General features: G+C 72.4%; 12 protein-coding genes. 5 read left to right on the top strand and 7 right to left on the bottom strand.

From position 1 onward, the window contains the following. Positions 1-28 precede the first annotated feature (28 nt). From ACFWBF_RS03775 to ACFWBF_RS03785, 3 genes are all read left to right on the top strand, one after another. Positions 29-1,804 carry a dolichyl-phosphate-mannose--protein mannosyltransferase gene (locus ACFWBF_RS03775; protein WP_385594598.1) on the top strand — a complete coding sequence of 592 codons (1,776 nt, stop codon included), beginning with the start codon at positions 29-31 and terminating at the stop codon, positions 1,802-1,804. Positions 1,805-1,952: 148 nt separating this feature from the next. Continuing rightward, positions 1,953-3,599: a penicillin-binding transpeptidase domain-containing protein gene (locus tag ACFWBF_RS03780; RefSeq protein WP_385594601.1), complete on the top strand. Its 1,647-nt coding sequence runs from the start codon at positions 1,953-1,955 to the stop codon at positions 3,597-3,599. 115 nt (positions 3,600-3,714) lie between these two features. Next, the gene (locus ACFWBF_RS03785) at positions 3,715-4,188 is read left to right on the top strand and encodes a YbaK/EbsC family protein (protein ID WP_385594604.1); all 474 of its coding nucleotides are present in this window, start codon (positions 3,715-3,717) and stop codon (positions 4,186-4,188) included. On the opposite strand, the gene ACFWBF_RS03790 is transcribed toward ACFWBF_RS03785, so the two are convergent. The 4 genes from ACFWBF_RS03790 to ACFWBF_RS03805 all read right to left on the bottom strand — a co-directional run bounded on the left by ACFWBF_RS03790 (position 4,185) and on the right by ACFWBF_RS03805 (position 8,070). Continuing rightward, entirely contained in the window at positions 4,185-5,357 is a 1,173-nt protein-coding gene (locus ACFWBF_RS03790; protein WP_385594607.1) for a serine hydrolase domain-containing protein, read from the bottom strand. The two genes, ACFWBF_RS03785 and ACFWBF_RS03790, sit on opposite strands and share 4 nt — an antisense overlap. Positions 5,358-5,454: 97 nt before the next feature. Further along, positions 5,455-6,231 (bottom strand): energy-coupling factor ABC transporter ATP-binding protein, encoded by a 777-nt coding sequence (locus ACFWBF_RS03795; RefSeq protein ID WP_385594609.1) that lies wholly within the window; start codon positions 6,229-6,231, stop codon positions 5,455-5,457. After that, positions 6,219-6,980 carry a cobalt ECF transporter T component CbiQ gene (cbiQ, locus tag ACFWBF_RS03800; RefSeq protein WP_385594612.1) on the bottom strand — a complete coding sequence of 254 codons (762 nt, stop codon included), beginning with the start codon at positions 6,978-6,980 and terminating at the stop codon, positions 6,219-6,221. The genes ACFWBF_RS03795 and cbiQ overlap by 13 nt, the downstream gene beginning before the upstream one ends. Position 6,981: 1 nt before the next feature. Further along, a complete protein-coding gene (locus tag ACFWBF_RS03805) occupies positions 6,982-8,070 on the bottom strand; it encodes an energy-coupling factor ABC transporter permease (protein ID WP_385594615.1) in 1,089 nt (362 codons plus the stop codon). Between the two features lie 167 nt (positions 8,071-8,237). Between ACFWBF_RS03805 and ACFWBF_RS03810 the strand changes: the two genes are divergently transcribed. After that, on the top strand, positions 8,238-8,636 hold the full coding sequence (locus tag ACFWBF_RS03810; protein WP_385594618.1) for an SsgA family sporulation/cell division regulator: 399 nt from the start codon (positions 8,238-8,240) through the stop codon (positions 8,634-8,636). Between the two features lie 99 nt (positions 8,637-8,735). Here ACFWBF_RS03810 and ACFWBF_RS03815 read toward each other — a convergent pair whose 3' ends face one another. Both ACFWBF_RS03815 and ACFWBF_RS03820 read right to left on the bottom strand, forming a co-directional pair. Continuing rightward, positions 8,736-10,949: an MMPL family transporter gene (locus tag ACFWBF_RS03815; RefSeq protein ID WP_385594621.1), complete on the bottom strand. Its 2,214-nt coding sequence runs from the start codon at positions 10,947-10,949 to the stop codon at positions 8,736-8,738. A gap of 91 nt (positions 10,950-11,040) precedes the next feature. Continuing rightward, on the bottom strand, positions 11,041-11,631 hold the full coding sequence (locus ACFWBF_RS03820; protein WP_385594624.1) for a TetR/AcrR family transcriptional regulator: 591 nt from the start codon (positions 11,629-11,631) through the stop codon (positions 11,041-11,043). Positions 11,632-11,806: 175 nt separating this feature from the next. Between ACFWBF_RS03820 and ACFWBF_RS03825 the strand changes: the two genes are divergently transcribed. Further along, on the top strand, positions 11,807-15,100 hold the full coding sequence (locus tag ACFWBF_RS03825; protein ID WP_385594627.1) for a S41 family peptidase: 3,294 nt from the start codon (positions 11,807-11,809) through the stop codon (positions 15,098-15,100). Between the two features lie 70 nt (positions 15,101-15,170). Here ACFWBF_RS03825 and ACFWBF_RS03830 read toward each other — a convergent pair whose 3' ends face one another. Then, positions 15,171-15,362 (bottom strand): hypothetical protein, encoded by a 192-nt coding sequence (locus tag ACFWBF_RS03830; protein WP_385594630.1) that lies wholly within the window; start codon positions 15,360-15,362, stop codon positions 15,171-15,173. Between the last annotated feature and the right edge of the window lie 29 nt (positions 15,363-15,391).

Raw genomic sequence — 15,391 nt, forward strand, 5'->3', positions numbered from 1 at the left:
GCACAGCCGCGTTCCCTACGATGACCCGGTGACCAGTACCGCGACGCCGCCGCCCAGCCCCGCGGGGGCCCCGCCCGCCTCCGAGGCGGGGCGCGACTCCGACGCCCAGCCGTCCGTCTGGCTGCGCCGCCTGCGCGGCTTCGGCTACGCGCCGCCCGCGGGGGCCGCCCGCCGCGCGGACGTCCGTACCCGGCTGGTGCCCCCGTACGCGCAGCCCTCGGGGCAGCTGTGGACGGCCCTGGGCGTCCCGGCCGCGGAGAGGGCCACCTGGCAGCGGGTGCTGGCATGGGCGGGGCCGCTGCTGGTGGCGCTGGTCGCCGGGGTGCTGCGGTTCGTGCACCTGGGCAGCCCGAAGGCGGTGATATTCGACGAGACGTACTACGCCAAGGACGCCTGGGCCACGATCCGGCAGGGCTACGAGTCGAGCTGGCCCAAGGACATCGACAAGTCGATCCTCGCCAACCCCGACGGGGTCCCGCTGCCCCTGGACCCGGGCTACGTCGTGCACCCGCCCGTCGGCAAATGGGTGATCGGGCTCGGCGAATGGATGTTCGGCTTCGACCCGTTCGGCTGGCGGTTCATGACCGCCCTGCTCGGCACCCTGTCCGTGCTGATGCTGTGCCGCATCGGGCGGCGCCTGTTCCGCTCGACCTTCCTCGGCTGCCTGGCGGGCGCGCTGATGGCGGTGGACGGCCTGCACCTGGTGATGAGCCGGACCGCCCTGCTCGACCTGGTCCTGATGTTCTTCGTCCTGGCCGCCTTCGGGGCCCTGGTCATCGACCGGGACAAGGCGCGGGCCCGGCTCGCGGCGGCGCTCCCGGTGGACGAGGAGGGCCGCACCCGGCCGGACCTGCGGATCGCCGAGACGCTGGGCCTGGGCTGGCGCCCGTACCGGATCCTGGCCGGCGTCTGCCTGGGCCTGGCCTTCGGCACGAAGTGGAACGGCCTGGTCGTGCTGGCGTTCTTCGGCGTCCTGACCGTGCTGTGGGACGCCGCGGCCCGGCGCACCGCGGGCGCGGGCGCCCCGTACGCGGCGATGATGCGCCGCGACGCGCTGCCCGGCTTCCTGTCGACCGTGCCGGTGGCGGTCGCCGTGTACCTGATGTCGTGGCTGGGCTGGATCCTGAGCCCGGACAACGGCAAGGGCGGCTACTTCCGCGACTGGGCGGCCAAGAACGACCAGGGCAGCTCGCTGTCCTTCCTGCCGGAGTGGCTGCGCAGCCTGTGGCACTACGAGACCGAGGTCTACAAGTTCCACGTCGGCCTGACCTCGGGGCACACGTACGAGTCCAACCCCTGGAGCTGGCTGGTCCTCGGGCGGCCCGTCTCCTTCTTCTACGAGTCCCCCGCGCCCGGCACCGACGGCTGCCCGGGGACGGAGACGGCCAAGTGCGCCCGCGAGGTGCTGGCCCTGGGCACGCCGCTGCTGTGGTGGGCGGGCTGCTTCGCGCTGCTGTACGTGCTGTGGCGCTGGCTGCTGCGCCGCGACTGGCGGGCGGGCGCGATCGCGTGCGCGCTGGCCGCGGGCCTGCTGCCCTGGTTCAACTACCAGGAGCGGACCATCTTCTACTTCTACGCGGTGGTCTTCGTCCCGTACCTGTGCCTGGCGGTGGCGATGATGATCGGCGCCCTGCTGGGACCGGCGGGCCCCTCGGAACGCCGGCGCGCGCTGGGGGCGATCGGGGCGGGGGTCCTGGTGCTCCTGATCGTGTGGAACTTCATCTACTTCTGGCCCATCTACACCGGCCAGTCCATCCCGATGGACTCCTGGCGGGGCCGCATGTGGCTGGACACCTGGGTCTGAGGGCGGGTGAGGGCGGGTCAGACAGCAGGTCCGGCGGCATGTGACGGTCCGGTAACAACCGCACGTGCGTTCGCTCCCTCGGCGTAAAGTCCGCACCAAGAGTTCTTGAACACGTTCAGGAGCCATCAACGGGGGAACGGGGACTTACGTGAACGGGGCGACGAAGGGTGCCATCGTCGGGGGCACATTGCTCGCGATGCTGGGCGGGGCCGGGTACGGGGTGTACGCGCTGGTCGGGGACGCCGGCGACACGGGGGACGACAAGAAGAGCAGCGCGGCCGGCGCGGCGCCGCACAAGCCGGAGAAGGGCAGCGGGCCCGTCAGCGAGAAGGAGATCGCCGAGACCGCCAAGGCGTTCCTCGCCGCGTGGGCGGCCGGGGACGCTCCGGCCGCCGCCGCCCTGACGAACAACGCGCAGGACGCCCAGCCGGCCGTCGCCGACTACAAGGCCAAGGCCTACGTGGCCAAGGCCGCGATCACTGCGGGCACGCCGGCCGGCACCACGGTGCCGTTCACCGTCGCCGCCGAGATCACGTACGAGGGCGTGACCAAGCCCCTGGCGTACGAGTCCAAGCTGACGGTGGTGCGCGGGATCACCAGCGGCCTGCCGCTGGTGGACTGGCAGCCCGAGATCATCCACCCGCAGCTCCAGAAGGGCGACAGACTGCGCGCGGGCACCCCGGCGAGCCCGCCGGTCAAGGCCGTCGACCGCAACGGCAAGGAGCTGACGGCCGAGCAGTACCCGTCCCTGCGCCCGGTGCTGGACGCGCTGCGCAAGACGTACGGGGAGAAGGCGGGCGGCGCCGCCGGCGCCGAGGTGTGGATCGAACCGGCCGCGCAGGACGCCCCCCGGCGGAGCCTGCTGACGTTGGTGGAGGGCAAGCCGGGGCAGATCGAGACCGTGCTGGACGCCGATGTGCAGGCGGCCGCGGAGAAGGCGGTCGGACGGTTCGCCGAGGCCTCGGTGGTCGCCGTCAAGCCGAGCACCGGGGACATCCTGGCCATCGCCAACCACCGCAAGGACGGCTACGACGCGGCCGTGCTCGGCGGGCGCGCCCCCGGGTCCACGATGAAGATCGCGACGGCGGCGATGCTGCTCGACCGGGGGCTGGTGGCGGCCGACAAGGTGGCCGAGTGTCCGGCGACGGTGCCGTGGGACGGCCGCACCTTCAAGAACCTGAACGGCCTCAAGCTCGACAACGAGCCCTTCGCGACGAGTTTCGCCCAGTCCTGCAACACCGCTTTCATCAAGCAGATCAAGCAGGTGGGCGACAACGCGGCGCTGCCCAAGGAGGCGCGCGAGGTCTTCGGCATCGGCGAGGAGTGGAAGATCGGCATCCCGAGCTTCCCGGGGGAGGTCCCGGACGCGTCGGGTGCGGCGGCGGCCGCGGAGTACATCGGCCAGGGCCAGATCCGGATGAACCCGCTGAACATCGCGTCCATCACGGCGACCGCGCGGACGGGGGTGTTCCGCCAGCCGGTGATCGTCAAGGCCTCGCTGGACGGCCGCGACCTCGCGCGGGCCAAGCGGCCGATGAAGCCGGGGGTGGCGGCGCAGCTCGTACGCATGATGAAGCTGACGGCCACCAGCGGGACGGGGCGCGGCGCGATGGCCGCGGTCGGCGGCTCGGACAAGGGCGCGAAGACCGGCTCGGCGGAGGTCGACGGCGCGGGCAGCCCGGACAGCTGGTTCACGGGCTTCAGCGGTGACGTGGCGGCGGCGGCGATGGTCGAGGCCGGCGGCCACGGCGCGGACGCGGCGGGCCCGATCGTGGCCCAGGTCCTGAACTCCTGACCCGCTCTCCGGGGCTCCGTTGGTCAGCGGAGCCCGGCAGCGGAGCCCCCGGCAGCGGAGCCGCACGCGCAAAAACCGGCCGCGCCCGGGGCGGGGGCGGCGGTAGCGTCGGCGCATGACGACTCCGCACCCCCGCTTCGCCGAAGCCCTCGCCGAGCTCGGCCTCGACGACCTGGACGTCCGTACCTTCCCCGACGGCACCCGCACCGCCGCCGACGCCGCCGCGGCGATCGGCTGCGAGCTCAGCCAGATCGCCAAGTCGCTGGTCTTCGCCGCGGACGGCGTCCCCGTGCTGGTCCTGATGGACGGGGCCTCCCGCGTGGACGTGGACGCGGTGCGCCGGGAGCTCGGCGCGGGGAAGGTGACCCGCGCCGACGCCGCGCTGGTGCGCGAGACCACCGGGTACGCGATCGGCGGCGTGCCGCCCTTCGGCCACCGCACCCGCACCCGCGTCCTCGCGGACCGTTCCCTGCTCGCGCACGAGGTGGTCTGGGCGGCCGCCGGCACCCCGGACTCGGTGTTCCCGATGCCCCCGCGGGACCTCATCGGGCATGCGGGGGCCGTACTGGCCGACGTACGGGAGCGCTAGGACCCGGAGGGCTGGAGGGCCGATCGCAGGGCCCGGACCAGGGTCTGGGCCCGCGGGTCGGCGGTGACCGACTTGGCGTGGGCGTTGGTGACGTAGCCGAAGCCGATGCCCGCCTCCGGGTCCGCGAAGGCCAGCGAGCCACCGCGGCCCGGGTGCCCGAAGGAGGCCGGGGACAGCAGCGGCGAGGCGGGCCCGTGCAGCATGTAGCCCGGGCCGAAGCGGGTGGCGACCACCAGGACCCGGTCGGGGCCGGCCGAGAACTCCCGCCCGGCCAGTGCCGTCGTGGCCGGGGTGAAGATCCGGGCGCCGTCCTCGACCACGCCGATCGTGGCGGCGTAGAAGCGGGCCAGGGCGCGCGCCGTGCCGATGCCGGCCGAGCCGGGCAGTTCGGCGGCCTGGTAGACGGGGTCGTTCTCGTCCGGCAGGGGGTCGATGGCGGCGAAGGCGCGGCGGGTGAGGGAGTCCGGGTCGGCGTACGCCTCGGAAACGTTTCTCCTCGGCCGGGTCCGCAGCAGCCCCGCGCTCTGCGGCGGCTCGACCGGCGCCACCCGGCCCACCCGGTGCGCCTCGGCCTCCGGCAGGCCGATCCAGAAGTCGAGCCCGAGCGGCTCGGCGATCTCCTCCGCCAGGATCCCGCCGACGGTCCGGCCGGTCGCCCGCAGCACCAGCTCCGACAGCAGCCAGCTGAAGGTCTGCGCGTGGTAGCCGTGCCCGGTGCCGGGCTCCCAGAAGGCCTGCTGCGCGGCGACCGCACGCGGTCCGGACACCCCGTCCGCCGCCTGCGCCATGGTCAGGCCGCGGTCCAGCGCGGGCACCCCGGCCTGGTGCGCGAGCAGGTGGCGGACCAGGGTCTTGTCCTTGCCGCCCGCCTCGAACTCCGGCCAGTACGAGCTCACGGGCGCGTCCAGGTCCAGCAGCCCGCGCTGGTGCAGCAGCAGCGGCACGGCGGCGGCCACGCCCTTGGTGGCGGAGCGGACGATCTGCGCGGTGTCCTCGGTCCAGGGCTCCGTGCCGTTCGCGTCCTTCGTGCCGCCCCACAGGTCCACGACCTTGCGGCCGTCCCGGTACACGGACACGGCCGCGCCCCGGTCCCCGAGCACCTCGAAATTGCGTACGAACGCGTCCCTGACGGGCTCGAAGCCCTCCGTCACCACACCCTGGATGTCCACGAGCGGTCCAACGCGCCGGGGCCTGCGCTTATGCCTCCGCGATCCGAGCCGCCGCCGTCCGAGCCGCCGTCCGGGCCGTAGTCCGGGCCGTAGTCCCCTACGCCACCGACACCGAGCGCGGATCGAAGCCGAAGGGGAGTTCCAGGCGGTGGGCCCGCATCAGCTCCTCGTCGCACAGCAGGTCCTGCGTGCGGCCGTCCGCCGCGATGACCCCCTCACTGAGGATCACCGCGCGCGGGCACAGTTCCAGCGCGTACGGCAGGTCGTGCGTGACCATCAGCACCGTCACGTCCAGCGAGCGCAGGATGTCGGCCAGCTCCCGCCGCGAGGCCGGGTCCAGGTTGGACGAGGGCTCGTCCAGGACCAGGATCTCCGGCCGCATGGCCAGTACGGTCGCCACCGCGACCCGGCGGCGCTGCCCGAAGGACAGGTGGTGCGGCGGCCGGTCGGCGAAATCCGCCATCCCGACCTGCTCCAGGGCCTCCCGTACGCGCATCTCCAGCTCGGCGCCGCGCATCCCGGCGGCGGCCGGCCCGAAGGCCACGTCCTCGCGGACGGTGGGCATGAACAGCTGGTCGTCGGGGTCCTGGAAGACGATCCCGACCCGGCGCCGGATCTCGGCGAGGTGCCGCTTCTCCACCGGCAGCCCGGCCACGGTCACCGAGCCGACCCCGCCGCCCAGGATGCCGTTGAGGTGCAGCACCAGGGTGGTCTTGCCCGCGCCGTTGGGCCCGAGCAGGGCGACCCGCTCGCCCCGGCCCACGGTCAGGTCGACCCCGAAGAGGGCCTGGTGCCCGTCCGGGTAGGCGTAGGCGAGTCCGGACACGTCCAGCGAAGGCGAGGAGGGCGAGGAGGAGGGGTTCACAGTGTCCATCCCATCAGACAGACGGCGAGGGCCGTCACCGGGAGTACGGCCGCGTACGCCCACTGGGCGCGCGTGGCCGCGACTTCGTCGATCACCGGCATGGAACCGGTGTAGCCGCGGCTGACCATCGCGAGGTGGACCCGCTCGCCGCGCTCGTAGGAGCGGATGAACAGCGCGCCGGCGGTCTTGGCGAGCACCCCCCAGTGCCGGATCCCGCTCGCCTCGAAGCCGCGCGAGCGGCGCGCGATCGACATCCGGCGCAGCTCGTCGGTGATCACGTCCCCGTACCGGATCATGAAGGAGGCGATCTGCACGAGCAGCGGCGGCAGCTTCAGCCGCTGCAGGCCCAGGAGCAGCGCCCGCAGCTCGGTCGTCGAGGCGAGCAGTACGGACGCGGCGACGCCGAGCGTGCCCTTGGCCAGCACGTTCCAGGCGCCCCACAGGCCGGAGACGCTGAGCGAGAGCCCGAGGAAGTCGACCCGCTCGCCCTCGGCCACGAAGGGCATCAGGACGGCGAAGGCGACGAAGGGCACCTCGATGAGCAGCCGGCGCAGCAGGAAGCCGGCCGGGATCCGGGCCGCGGCCGTGACCGCCGCGAGGAGGACGGCGTACAGGCCGAAGGCCCACACCGCCTCGCGCGGTGTGGACACGACGACCAGGACGAAGGCGAGGGTCGCGGCGAGCTTGCAGTGCGGCGGCAGCCCGTGGATCGGGGAGTGCCCGTGCCGGTAGAGCTTGTGGGCGTGGCCCGCGCCCACGTCAGGCCGCCGACGAGGCCGTGGAGGCGGCGGTGAGGTCCTCCGCGCGGCGGCGGCGCACCGTCCAGAAGATCCCGGTGCCCACGACGACGGTCGCGCCGACGCCGATGACCCCGGCGAGGCCGCCGGAGAGGCGGGCGTCGCCGACGTCCTTGACGCTGTAGTCGGCGAGCGGGGAGTCGGCGGCGGCGTGCTCGGTCACCTTCCGGTCGATGCCCTTGTCGGCGGCGACCTTCTCCAGGCCGTCGGGGCTGGCGGAGGCGTAGAAGGAGACGAAGCCGGCCAGCACGAGGGCGGTGACCAGGCCGGCGGCCCAGAGTTTCCGCGGGGAGCGGGCGGCTACGGCCACCGGGGCGGGGGCCGCCGCGGGGGCGTCGACCAGTACGCCGCCGACGCGCAGCTTGAGCGGCGCGGCCAGGCCCCGGGCGCCGTGCACCAGGTCGGGCCGTACGGCCAGTACGGCGCCCACGGTCGCGGCCGTGATGGCGGCTTCGCCGATGCCGATCAGGACGTGGACGCCGACCATGGCGCCGAACACCTTGTCGAGGGGCACGTCGGTCGTGCCGCCGAGGGCGTAGAAGAGGGAGAACATGACGGCCGCGCCGGGCACCGAGAACAGGGCGCCGACGAAGGCGGCCGCGGTCACCGAGCGGCGGGTGTCGGGCAGCAGCTTGAGCAGCCCGCGGAAGATCGCGTACGCGACGACCACGGTCACGACGGCCATGTTCACGACGTTGACGCCGAGGGCGGTCAGGCCGCCGTCGGCGAAGAGGACGCCCTGCATGAGCAGCACCACGGACACGCACAGCACACCCGTGTAGGGGCCTACGAGTATCGCGGCGAGCGCCCCTCCCAGCAGGTGGCCGCTGGTGCCGGCGGCCACCGGGAAGTTCAGCATCTGCACGGCGAAGATGAAGGCGGCGACGAGGCCGGCGAGCGGCGCCGCGCGCTCTCCCCCGGATCCTTCGGCCTGGGAGGTGCCCCCGAGCTCGCGGCGTGCGCCGCGGAGGCTGACGGCCACCGCGCCGGCGGCCACCACTCCGGCGGCCACCGAGACGGGTGCGTTGATGAATCCGTCGGGCACATGCATGGAGTGGCTCCGCTTCTCACACAGTCTTTAACCGTTCAAGAATAGTGCCCAGTTGCAAATGGTTGGCAAGAGCGGCGCCGTCACAAATAGTGCCGTGCACTTTCGTCGGAATGTGCGAGGCTGGGGGCAATACGGACGTATATGTTCCGATTCGAGGAGTCTTGTCGATGTCAGCGACCGCCGAGAATCCACCCACGACCGCGACCGCCACCGTTGCCGCCGCCGTCGAGGAGCGGGTCCGTGCCCGCGTCATCACGGACGACCCCCTCTACCGGACCATCCCGGTCGCCCTGCGCTTCGCCTCCGCCGAGCCCTTGGCCGTGCGCATGGTCTTCCCTGCCGACCTCTCCCCCGAGGGCACGGACAACGAGTGGGTCTTCCCCCGCGCCCTCCTGGAGGCCGGCCTCCAGGCACCGACGGGGACCGGCGACGTACGCGTCTGGCCCTGCGGGCGGGTGCAAGCCATCGTGGAGCTCCACTCCCCCGAGGGCGTCGCCGTGATCCAGTTCGACATCGCCGCCCTGCGGCGCTTCCTTCGGCGCACGTACGCCTCCGTCACCCGCTGAGCCCAACGCCGCGCGACGACTCCCACGACACCGGCCCCGCACCTGTCGATCAGGTGCGGGGCCGGTGTCATGCGATCCGAGGATCCGAGGATCCGAGGATCAGACCTTGATCAGCTCGCGGTCCTTGTCCGGGTCCTGCGGGGAGGACGCCTCAAGGTGCTTGCGCAGGCTCTCGCCCTCCACGTCCACGTTCGGCAGGATCCGGTCCAGCCACTTGGGCAGCCACCAGGCCTTGTGGCCGAGCAGTGCGAGCACGGCCGGGACGATGGCCATGCGGACGACGAAGGCGTCGAAGAAGACGGCGACGGCCAGACCGAAGCCGATCATCTTCACCATCTGCTCGCTGGCCCCGATGAAGCCGGAGAACACCGCGATCATGATGACCGCCGCGGCCACGACCACCCGGGCGCTGTACCGGAAGCCGGTCACGACGGCCTGGCCCGGGCGCTCGCCGTGGACGTACGCCTCACGCATGCGGGTGACGAGGAAGACCTCGTAGTCCATGGCCAGACCGAAGACCACGCCCACCATGAAGATCGGCATCATCGACATGATCGGACCGGTCTGCTCCACCCCGAAGAGCGAGCCGAGCCAGCCCCACTGGAAGACCGCGACGACGGCGCCGAGGGCGGCGACCACCGAGAGCAGGAAGCCGAGGGCCGCCTTGAGCGGGACCAGGATCGAGCGGAAGACGAGCATCAGCAGCAGGAAGGCGAGGCCGACGACGAGTGCCAGGTAGGGCAGCAGCGCGTCGTTCATCTTCTGCGAGAAGTCGATGTTCATCGCGGTCGCGCCGGTGACGAGGACGTCGTCCCCGCTGCCCTCGCGGATCGTGTGGACCAGGTTCTCGGTCTCGACGGAGGACGGGCGGTCCTTCGGGATGACGGTGATCACCGAGGCGTCGCCGGCCTCGTTGGTGGTCGGCGGGGTGACCGCGACCACGCCCTCCAGGCCCTTGATCCGGTCGGCCGTCTTCTCGGCAAGTGCCTTGTCGCCGTCCACGACCACCATCAGGGGGCCGTTGAAGCCCGGGCCGAAGCCCTCGGACAGCAGGTCGTACGCCTGGCGCTGGGTGGTGGAGACCGGCTGGGCGCCGTCGTCCGGGAGGCCCATCTCCAGCTTGCTCGCCGGGATCGCGATGGCGCCGAGGCCGATCACGCCGACCAGCAGGACCATCACCGGGCGGCGCAGGACGAAGCGGGCCCAGCGGGTGCCGCCGTTGGGCTTGGCCTCGGTGCCGGCGGGCGCGTCCTTGCCGTTCCCCTTGCCCTTGCCGAACAGCTTGCTCTTCGTACCGGCCGGCAGGACCTTCTTGCCCGCGAAGCCGAGCATGGCCGGGACCAGGGTCAGGGCGACGAGGACGGCGATGACCACGGTGCCCGCGGCCGCGAAGCCCATCTTGGTCAGCATCGGGATGTTGACGACGGCCAGGCCCACCAGGGCGATGACCACGGTCAGACCGGCGAAGACGACGGCGGAGCCGGCGGTTCCGGCGGCCCGTCCGGCCGCTTCGTCCCGCTCGCGGCCCTCGGCGAGCTCCGCGCGGTAGCGGGAGACGATGAAGAGGGCGTAGTCGATGCCGACGGCGAGGCCGATCATCATCGCGAGGGTGGAGGTGGTGGAGCCGAGGTCCAGCACGCTGGCCAGCGCGGTGATGGAGGAGACGCCGATGCCCACGCCGATCAGCGCGGTCACCAGCGGCAGTCCGGCCGCGATCAGCGAACCGAAGGTGATGACGAGGACGATCGCGGCGATGGCGATGCCGATGATCTCGCCGGAGCCCGTGTCGGGGGCGGCCATCAGCGCGTCGCCGCCGATCTCGACGGTGAGGCCGGAGGCCTTGGCCGCGTCGCCCGACTCCTTGAGCGCATCGCGCGTCGGGTCCTTGAGCTCCATGCCGCTGACGGTGTACTTGACGCTCACGTACGCGGTGGAGCCGTCCTGGCTGACGGCCTTGGCCTCGTACGGGTCGGCGACCGAGGAGATCTGCTCCTTGCCCGCGCCGTTCTTCAGGTCCGAGACGATCTTGTTGACCTGGTCCTTGACGGCCGGGGAGTCGACCTTCTCGCCCGCCGGGGCCTTGATGACGATACGGGCGGTGGCGCCGTCGGCGGCCATCCCCGGGAAGCGCTGGTCCAACAGGTCGAAGGCCTTCTGGGCCTCCGTGCCGGGTATCGAGAACGAGCCGGAGGTGGGCGCGGACGCCGACGCCGCGCCGAAGCCGGCGGCGAACAGCAGCGCCACCCAGACGAGGGCGACGAAACGGCGGCGCCGGAAGGCGCCCCTGCCGAGTCGGTAAAGGAAGGTGGCCACGTCGGTGGTTCTCCCGTTCGGGTCGTGGATGGATCAGGGCATGGTGAGCCGGTCCGACGACGAGAGCGGCGTGTCAGGAACAGCGGGCAGATCAGACGCCGAGGGCGGGGAAGACCACGGCGTCGATGAAGTCACCGAGGAAGCACCGGTCGACCGACCGGTCCTCGATCAGCGGGAGCGCGATGAACGCCCCGATGAGCATGTGCGGTACGAAGGCCAGGGCCGGACAGTCCGGGGCGATCTCGCCACGGTCCACGGCCCGCTGCAGCATCAGCTGCAGGCCGGTGATCTCCGGGTCGACCAGCAGGTCCCGCAGCGCCTTGTGGAGCTCCGGACTCTCGTGGACCGCGTGGGCCAGGCCCCGCATGAGCGCGGTGTCCTTCGCCATCTGGTCGTCGTCGGAGTGCTCGATCATGAGGGCGAAGTCCCCGCGCAGGCTCCCCGTGTCGATCTCCCGCAGGGAGACCGGTTGGGTGCACCGCAGGGCTCGCGCGACCAGCTCGGGCTTGCTCCCCCACTGGCGGTAGAGGGTGGCCTTGCTGGACTTCGTACGGGCGGCGACCGCGTCCATGGTCAGCGCTTCGTAGCCGACCTCGCGCAGGAGGTCGAGGACCGCCCCGTGGAGTTCGGCTTCCCGCTCGGGGGTGATCCGGGTGCGGCGCGACATGGCTTCTTCGACCATCTCGGCATCTCCTTCCGGCGTCGCCCATCGAGACGAAACTGTTTCGTACGCCTAAGACGATACCCCTCGACCAAGCGAAACGAAACCGTTCCGTTTCGGTCTGCACAGTGGCGTGGGTCACCTTGGATCACCTGTACGAGTTGCCAGCCCCCCTCGGCGCGGAAAGCATTGGGGGGTGAGTCACGACGTCGCGTACCTCCGGTTCCCGCACCTGCACGACGACCTGCTGTGTTTCGCCACCGAGGACGATCTTTGGGTGGCGCCCTTGGTTCCCCCTGGAGATCCGGTCGGCCGGGCCTGGCGGATCACCGTCGACCGGACCCGGGTCAGCCACCCCCGCTTCTCCCCCGACGGCAGGCACATCGCCTTCACCACGTGGCGCAGCCTCGACCCCGAGATCCACCTCGCCCCCGTGGACGGCGGCCCCGCCCGCCAGCTGAGCTACTGGGGCGCCACCGACACCCGCGTCTGCGGCTGGACCCCGCCCGACGAGGACGGCCGCAGCGACATCCTGGCCGTGTCCTCGCAGAACCAGCCCTTCTCCTACTTCGCCTGGGCCTACAGCCTGCCGACCGACGGCTCCCCCGGCGGCAAGCTCCCCTGGGGCCCGGTCTCGGACATCGCCGTCCACGACAGCGACGGGCCCGGCAGCGAGCGGCGCACCCTGCTGCTGACCGGCAAGCCCCCGCACGAGCCCGCCGCCTGGAAGCGCTACCGGGGCGGTGCCACCGGCCGGCTGTGGCTGCACGGCAAGCGGCTGCTGGAAGGGCTGGAGGGCCACCTCGACTCCCCGATGTTCGTCGGCGGCCGGATCGCCTTCCTCTCCGACCACGAGGGCATCGGCAACCTCTACTCCTGCCTGCCCGACGGGAGCGACCTTCGCCGGCACACCGACCACGGGGAGTACTACGCCCGGCACGCCTCCAGCGACGGCTCCCGGATCGTCTACCAGTGCGCCGGGGACATCTGGCTCGTCGACTCCCTCGCCCCCGACAGCGTCCCGCGCAAGCTGGAGGTCCGCCTCGGCGGCCCCCGCGCGGGACGGCGTACCTACCAGGTGCCGGCCGCCAGCCACGTCGACTCGCTCTCCGTCGACGCCACCGGGCGGGCCAGCGCCGTCGTGGTGCGCGGCAGCCTGTACTGGCTGACGCACCGCGACGGGCCCGCCCGGACCATCGCGGACACCCCGGGCGTGCGGGTCCGGCTGCCCGAGATGCTGGGCAGCGGCGGCCAGGTGGCGTACGTGACGGACGCGGAGGGCGAGGACGCGATCGAGATCGCCTACCTGCCGCGGGCCTCCGGGGAGCGGGAGCCGCGCCGGCTGGCCTCGGGCGAGCTGGGGCGCGTACTGGAACTGCTGTCGGACCCGGACGGCGAGCGGCTCGCCATCGCCTCCAACGACGGGCGGCTGCTCCTGATCGACGCGTCCGAGGATTCCGACGGAGAGGTCAGCGAGCTGATCCGCTCCGTCAACGGGCCGGTCACCGACCTGGCGTTCTCGCCCGACGGGACCTGGCTGACCTGGTCGCACCCGGGCGTCGGGCGTTCGCTGCGGCAGATCAAGATGGCCCGGATCTCGGGTCCCGGCGCGCGCACGGTCGTGGACGTCACCAACGGCCGCTTCGAGGACGAGAGTCCGGTCTTCACCCGGGACGGCCGCTACCTGGCCTTCCTGTCGTGGCGCGGCTTCGACCCGGTCTACGACGTGCACACCGGCGACCTGTCCTTCCCGCTGGGCTGCCGCCCCTATCTGGTGCCGCTCTCCTCGGCGACCCCCTCGCCCTTCGCCTACTCGGCCGACGGCCGCCCCGCGGCGGGCGGGCTCGACCCGGGCGAGGGCGACTCCGACTCCGACTCCGACTCCGGCGCGGTGACCGTGGAGGTGGAGGGGCTGGAGAGCCGGGTCACCCCCTTCCCGGTGTCCGCCTCGAAGTACTCGGCCCTGTACCCGGTGAGCGGCGGCGGGCTGGTGTGGCTGCGCTGGCCCATCTCCGGGGCGCTCGGCGAGACCTTCGCCAACCCGGCCGACACCAGCGGCAAGCCGACGCTGGAGTACTTCGACATCACCAAGGCCCGCAAGACCGAACTGGCCTCCGGGCTCGACTGGTTCGCGGTCAGCGGCGACGGCACGCGGCTGGTGGTGAACGACGACGGCGAACTGCGGGCGGTCCCCGCGACCGAGTCGGGCGACAGTGACTCCACCGTCTACCTGGACCTGCGGCGGATCCTGCACGAGGTGGACCCGGCGGCCGAGTGGCGCCAGGCCTTCGAGGAGGCCGGGCGGCTGATCCGCGCCTACTTCTGGGAGCCGGACATGTGCGGCATCGACTGGGACGGGGTGCTGCGCCAGTACCGCCCGCTGGTCGAACGGGTCGCCTCCCCGGACGAGTTCGCCGACCTGATGCGCGAGGTCCTCGGCGAGCTGGGCACCTCGCACGCGTACGTCTCCCCCGCGCGCCGCAACGAAGGCCCCCCGCACTACCAACGGGCCATCGGGCTGCTCGGCGCCAACCTGGTCCCCCGGGACGGGGCCTGGGTCATCGCCCGGATCCTGCCCGGCGAATCCTCCGACTCCAAGGCCCGTTCCCCGCTCGCGGGCACGGGCATCCGCGAGGGCGCGGTCCTCACCCACGTCGACGGCAGGCCGGTGGACCCGGTCGCCGGGCCCTACCCGCTGCTCACGGCGGCGGGCGGCACGACGGTGGAGCTCACCTTCGAGCCCGCGGAGGGCGAGGGCCGGGCCCGGCGGGTGGCGGTCGTACCGCTGGTCGACGAGCGGCCGCTGCGCTACCAGGACTGGGTCTCCAAGCGCCGCGCGGTGGTACGGGAGATCAGCGGCGGCCGGTGCGGCTACCTGCACATCCCCGACATGGGGGGCTCGGGCTGGGCGCAGTTCAACCGCGATCTGCGGATGGAGATGTCGCGGCCGGCCCTGATCGTGGACGTGCGCGGCAACGCGGGAGGGCACATCAGCGAGCTGGTGGTGGAGAAGCTGACCCGCTCGATCCTCGGCTGGGACCTGACCCGTAACGCCCAGCCGGTCTCGTACGCCTCGAACGCGCCCCGGGGTCCGATCGTGGCGCTGGCCGACGAGGCGACCTCCTCCGACGGGGACATGATCACCGCGGCCTTCAAGCTGCTGGGGCTGGGCCCGGTGGTCGGGCAGCGCACCTGGGGCGGGGTGGTCGGCATGACCGGCCGGCACACCCTCGGCGACGGCACGGTGATCACGGTGCCGATGAACGCGGCCTGGTTCCCGGAGTACGGGTGGTCGGTGGAGAACCACGGCGTGGAGCCGGACCTGGCGATCCTGCGCACCCCGCTGGACTGGGCGGAGGGGCGGTACGCGCAGCTCGACGACGCGGTGCACCTGGCGCTGGAGCTGCTGGAGCAGGACCCGGCCCTGCAGCCGCCCGGGTACACGGACGTGCCGGACCGGCGCCGTCCGAAGCTGCCGCCGCGGGAGTGAGCAGGACGCGCGCGAGGGGCGCGACCCGTCGTCCGTTCCGGACGGGTCGCGCCCCTCGCGGGGTGCCCGGCTACTTGTCGAAATTGTCGTCGAAGGCCTCACGGGCCTTCTGGGCCTGCGCCTTCGGGTTCCGCTCGGCCTGCGAGGAACGCTCCGAGGCCTCGCCCTCGCCCTCGGCGCCGTGCGCCTTGGCCTTGGCCTTGGCCTTGGCCTGCTCCGCGAGCTGCTTCGCCTTGTCCTGGAACTGATCCTTGAGACCCATGCTGTTCCCTCCTGGAGGGGTGTCGGGGC

This window comes from Streptomyces sp. NPDC060028 (assembly GCF_042736725.1).
In the GTDB taxonomy this organism is placed as follows: domain Bacteria; phylum Actinomycetota; class Actinomycetes; order Streptomycetales; family Streptomycetaceae; genus Streptomyces.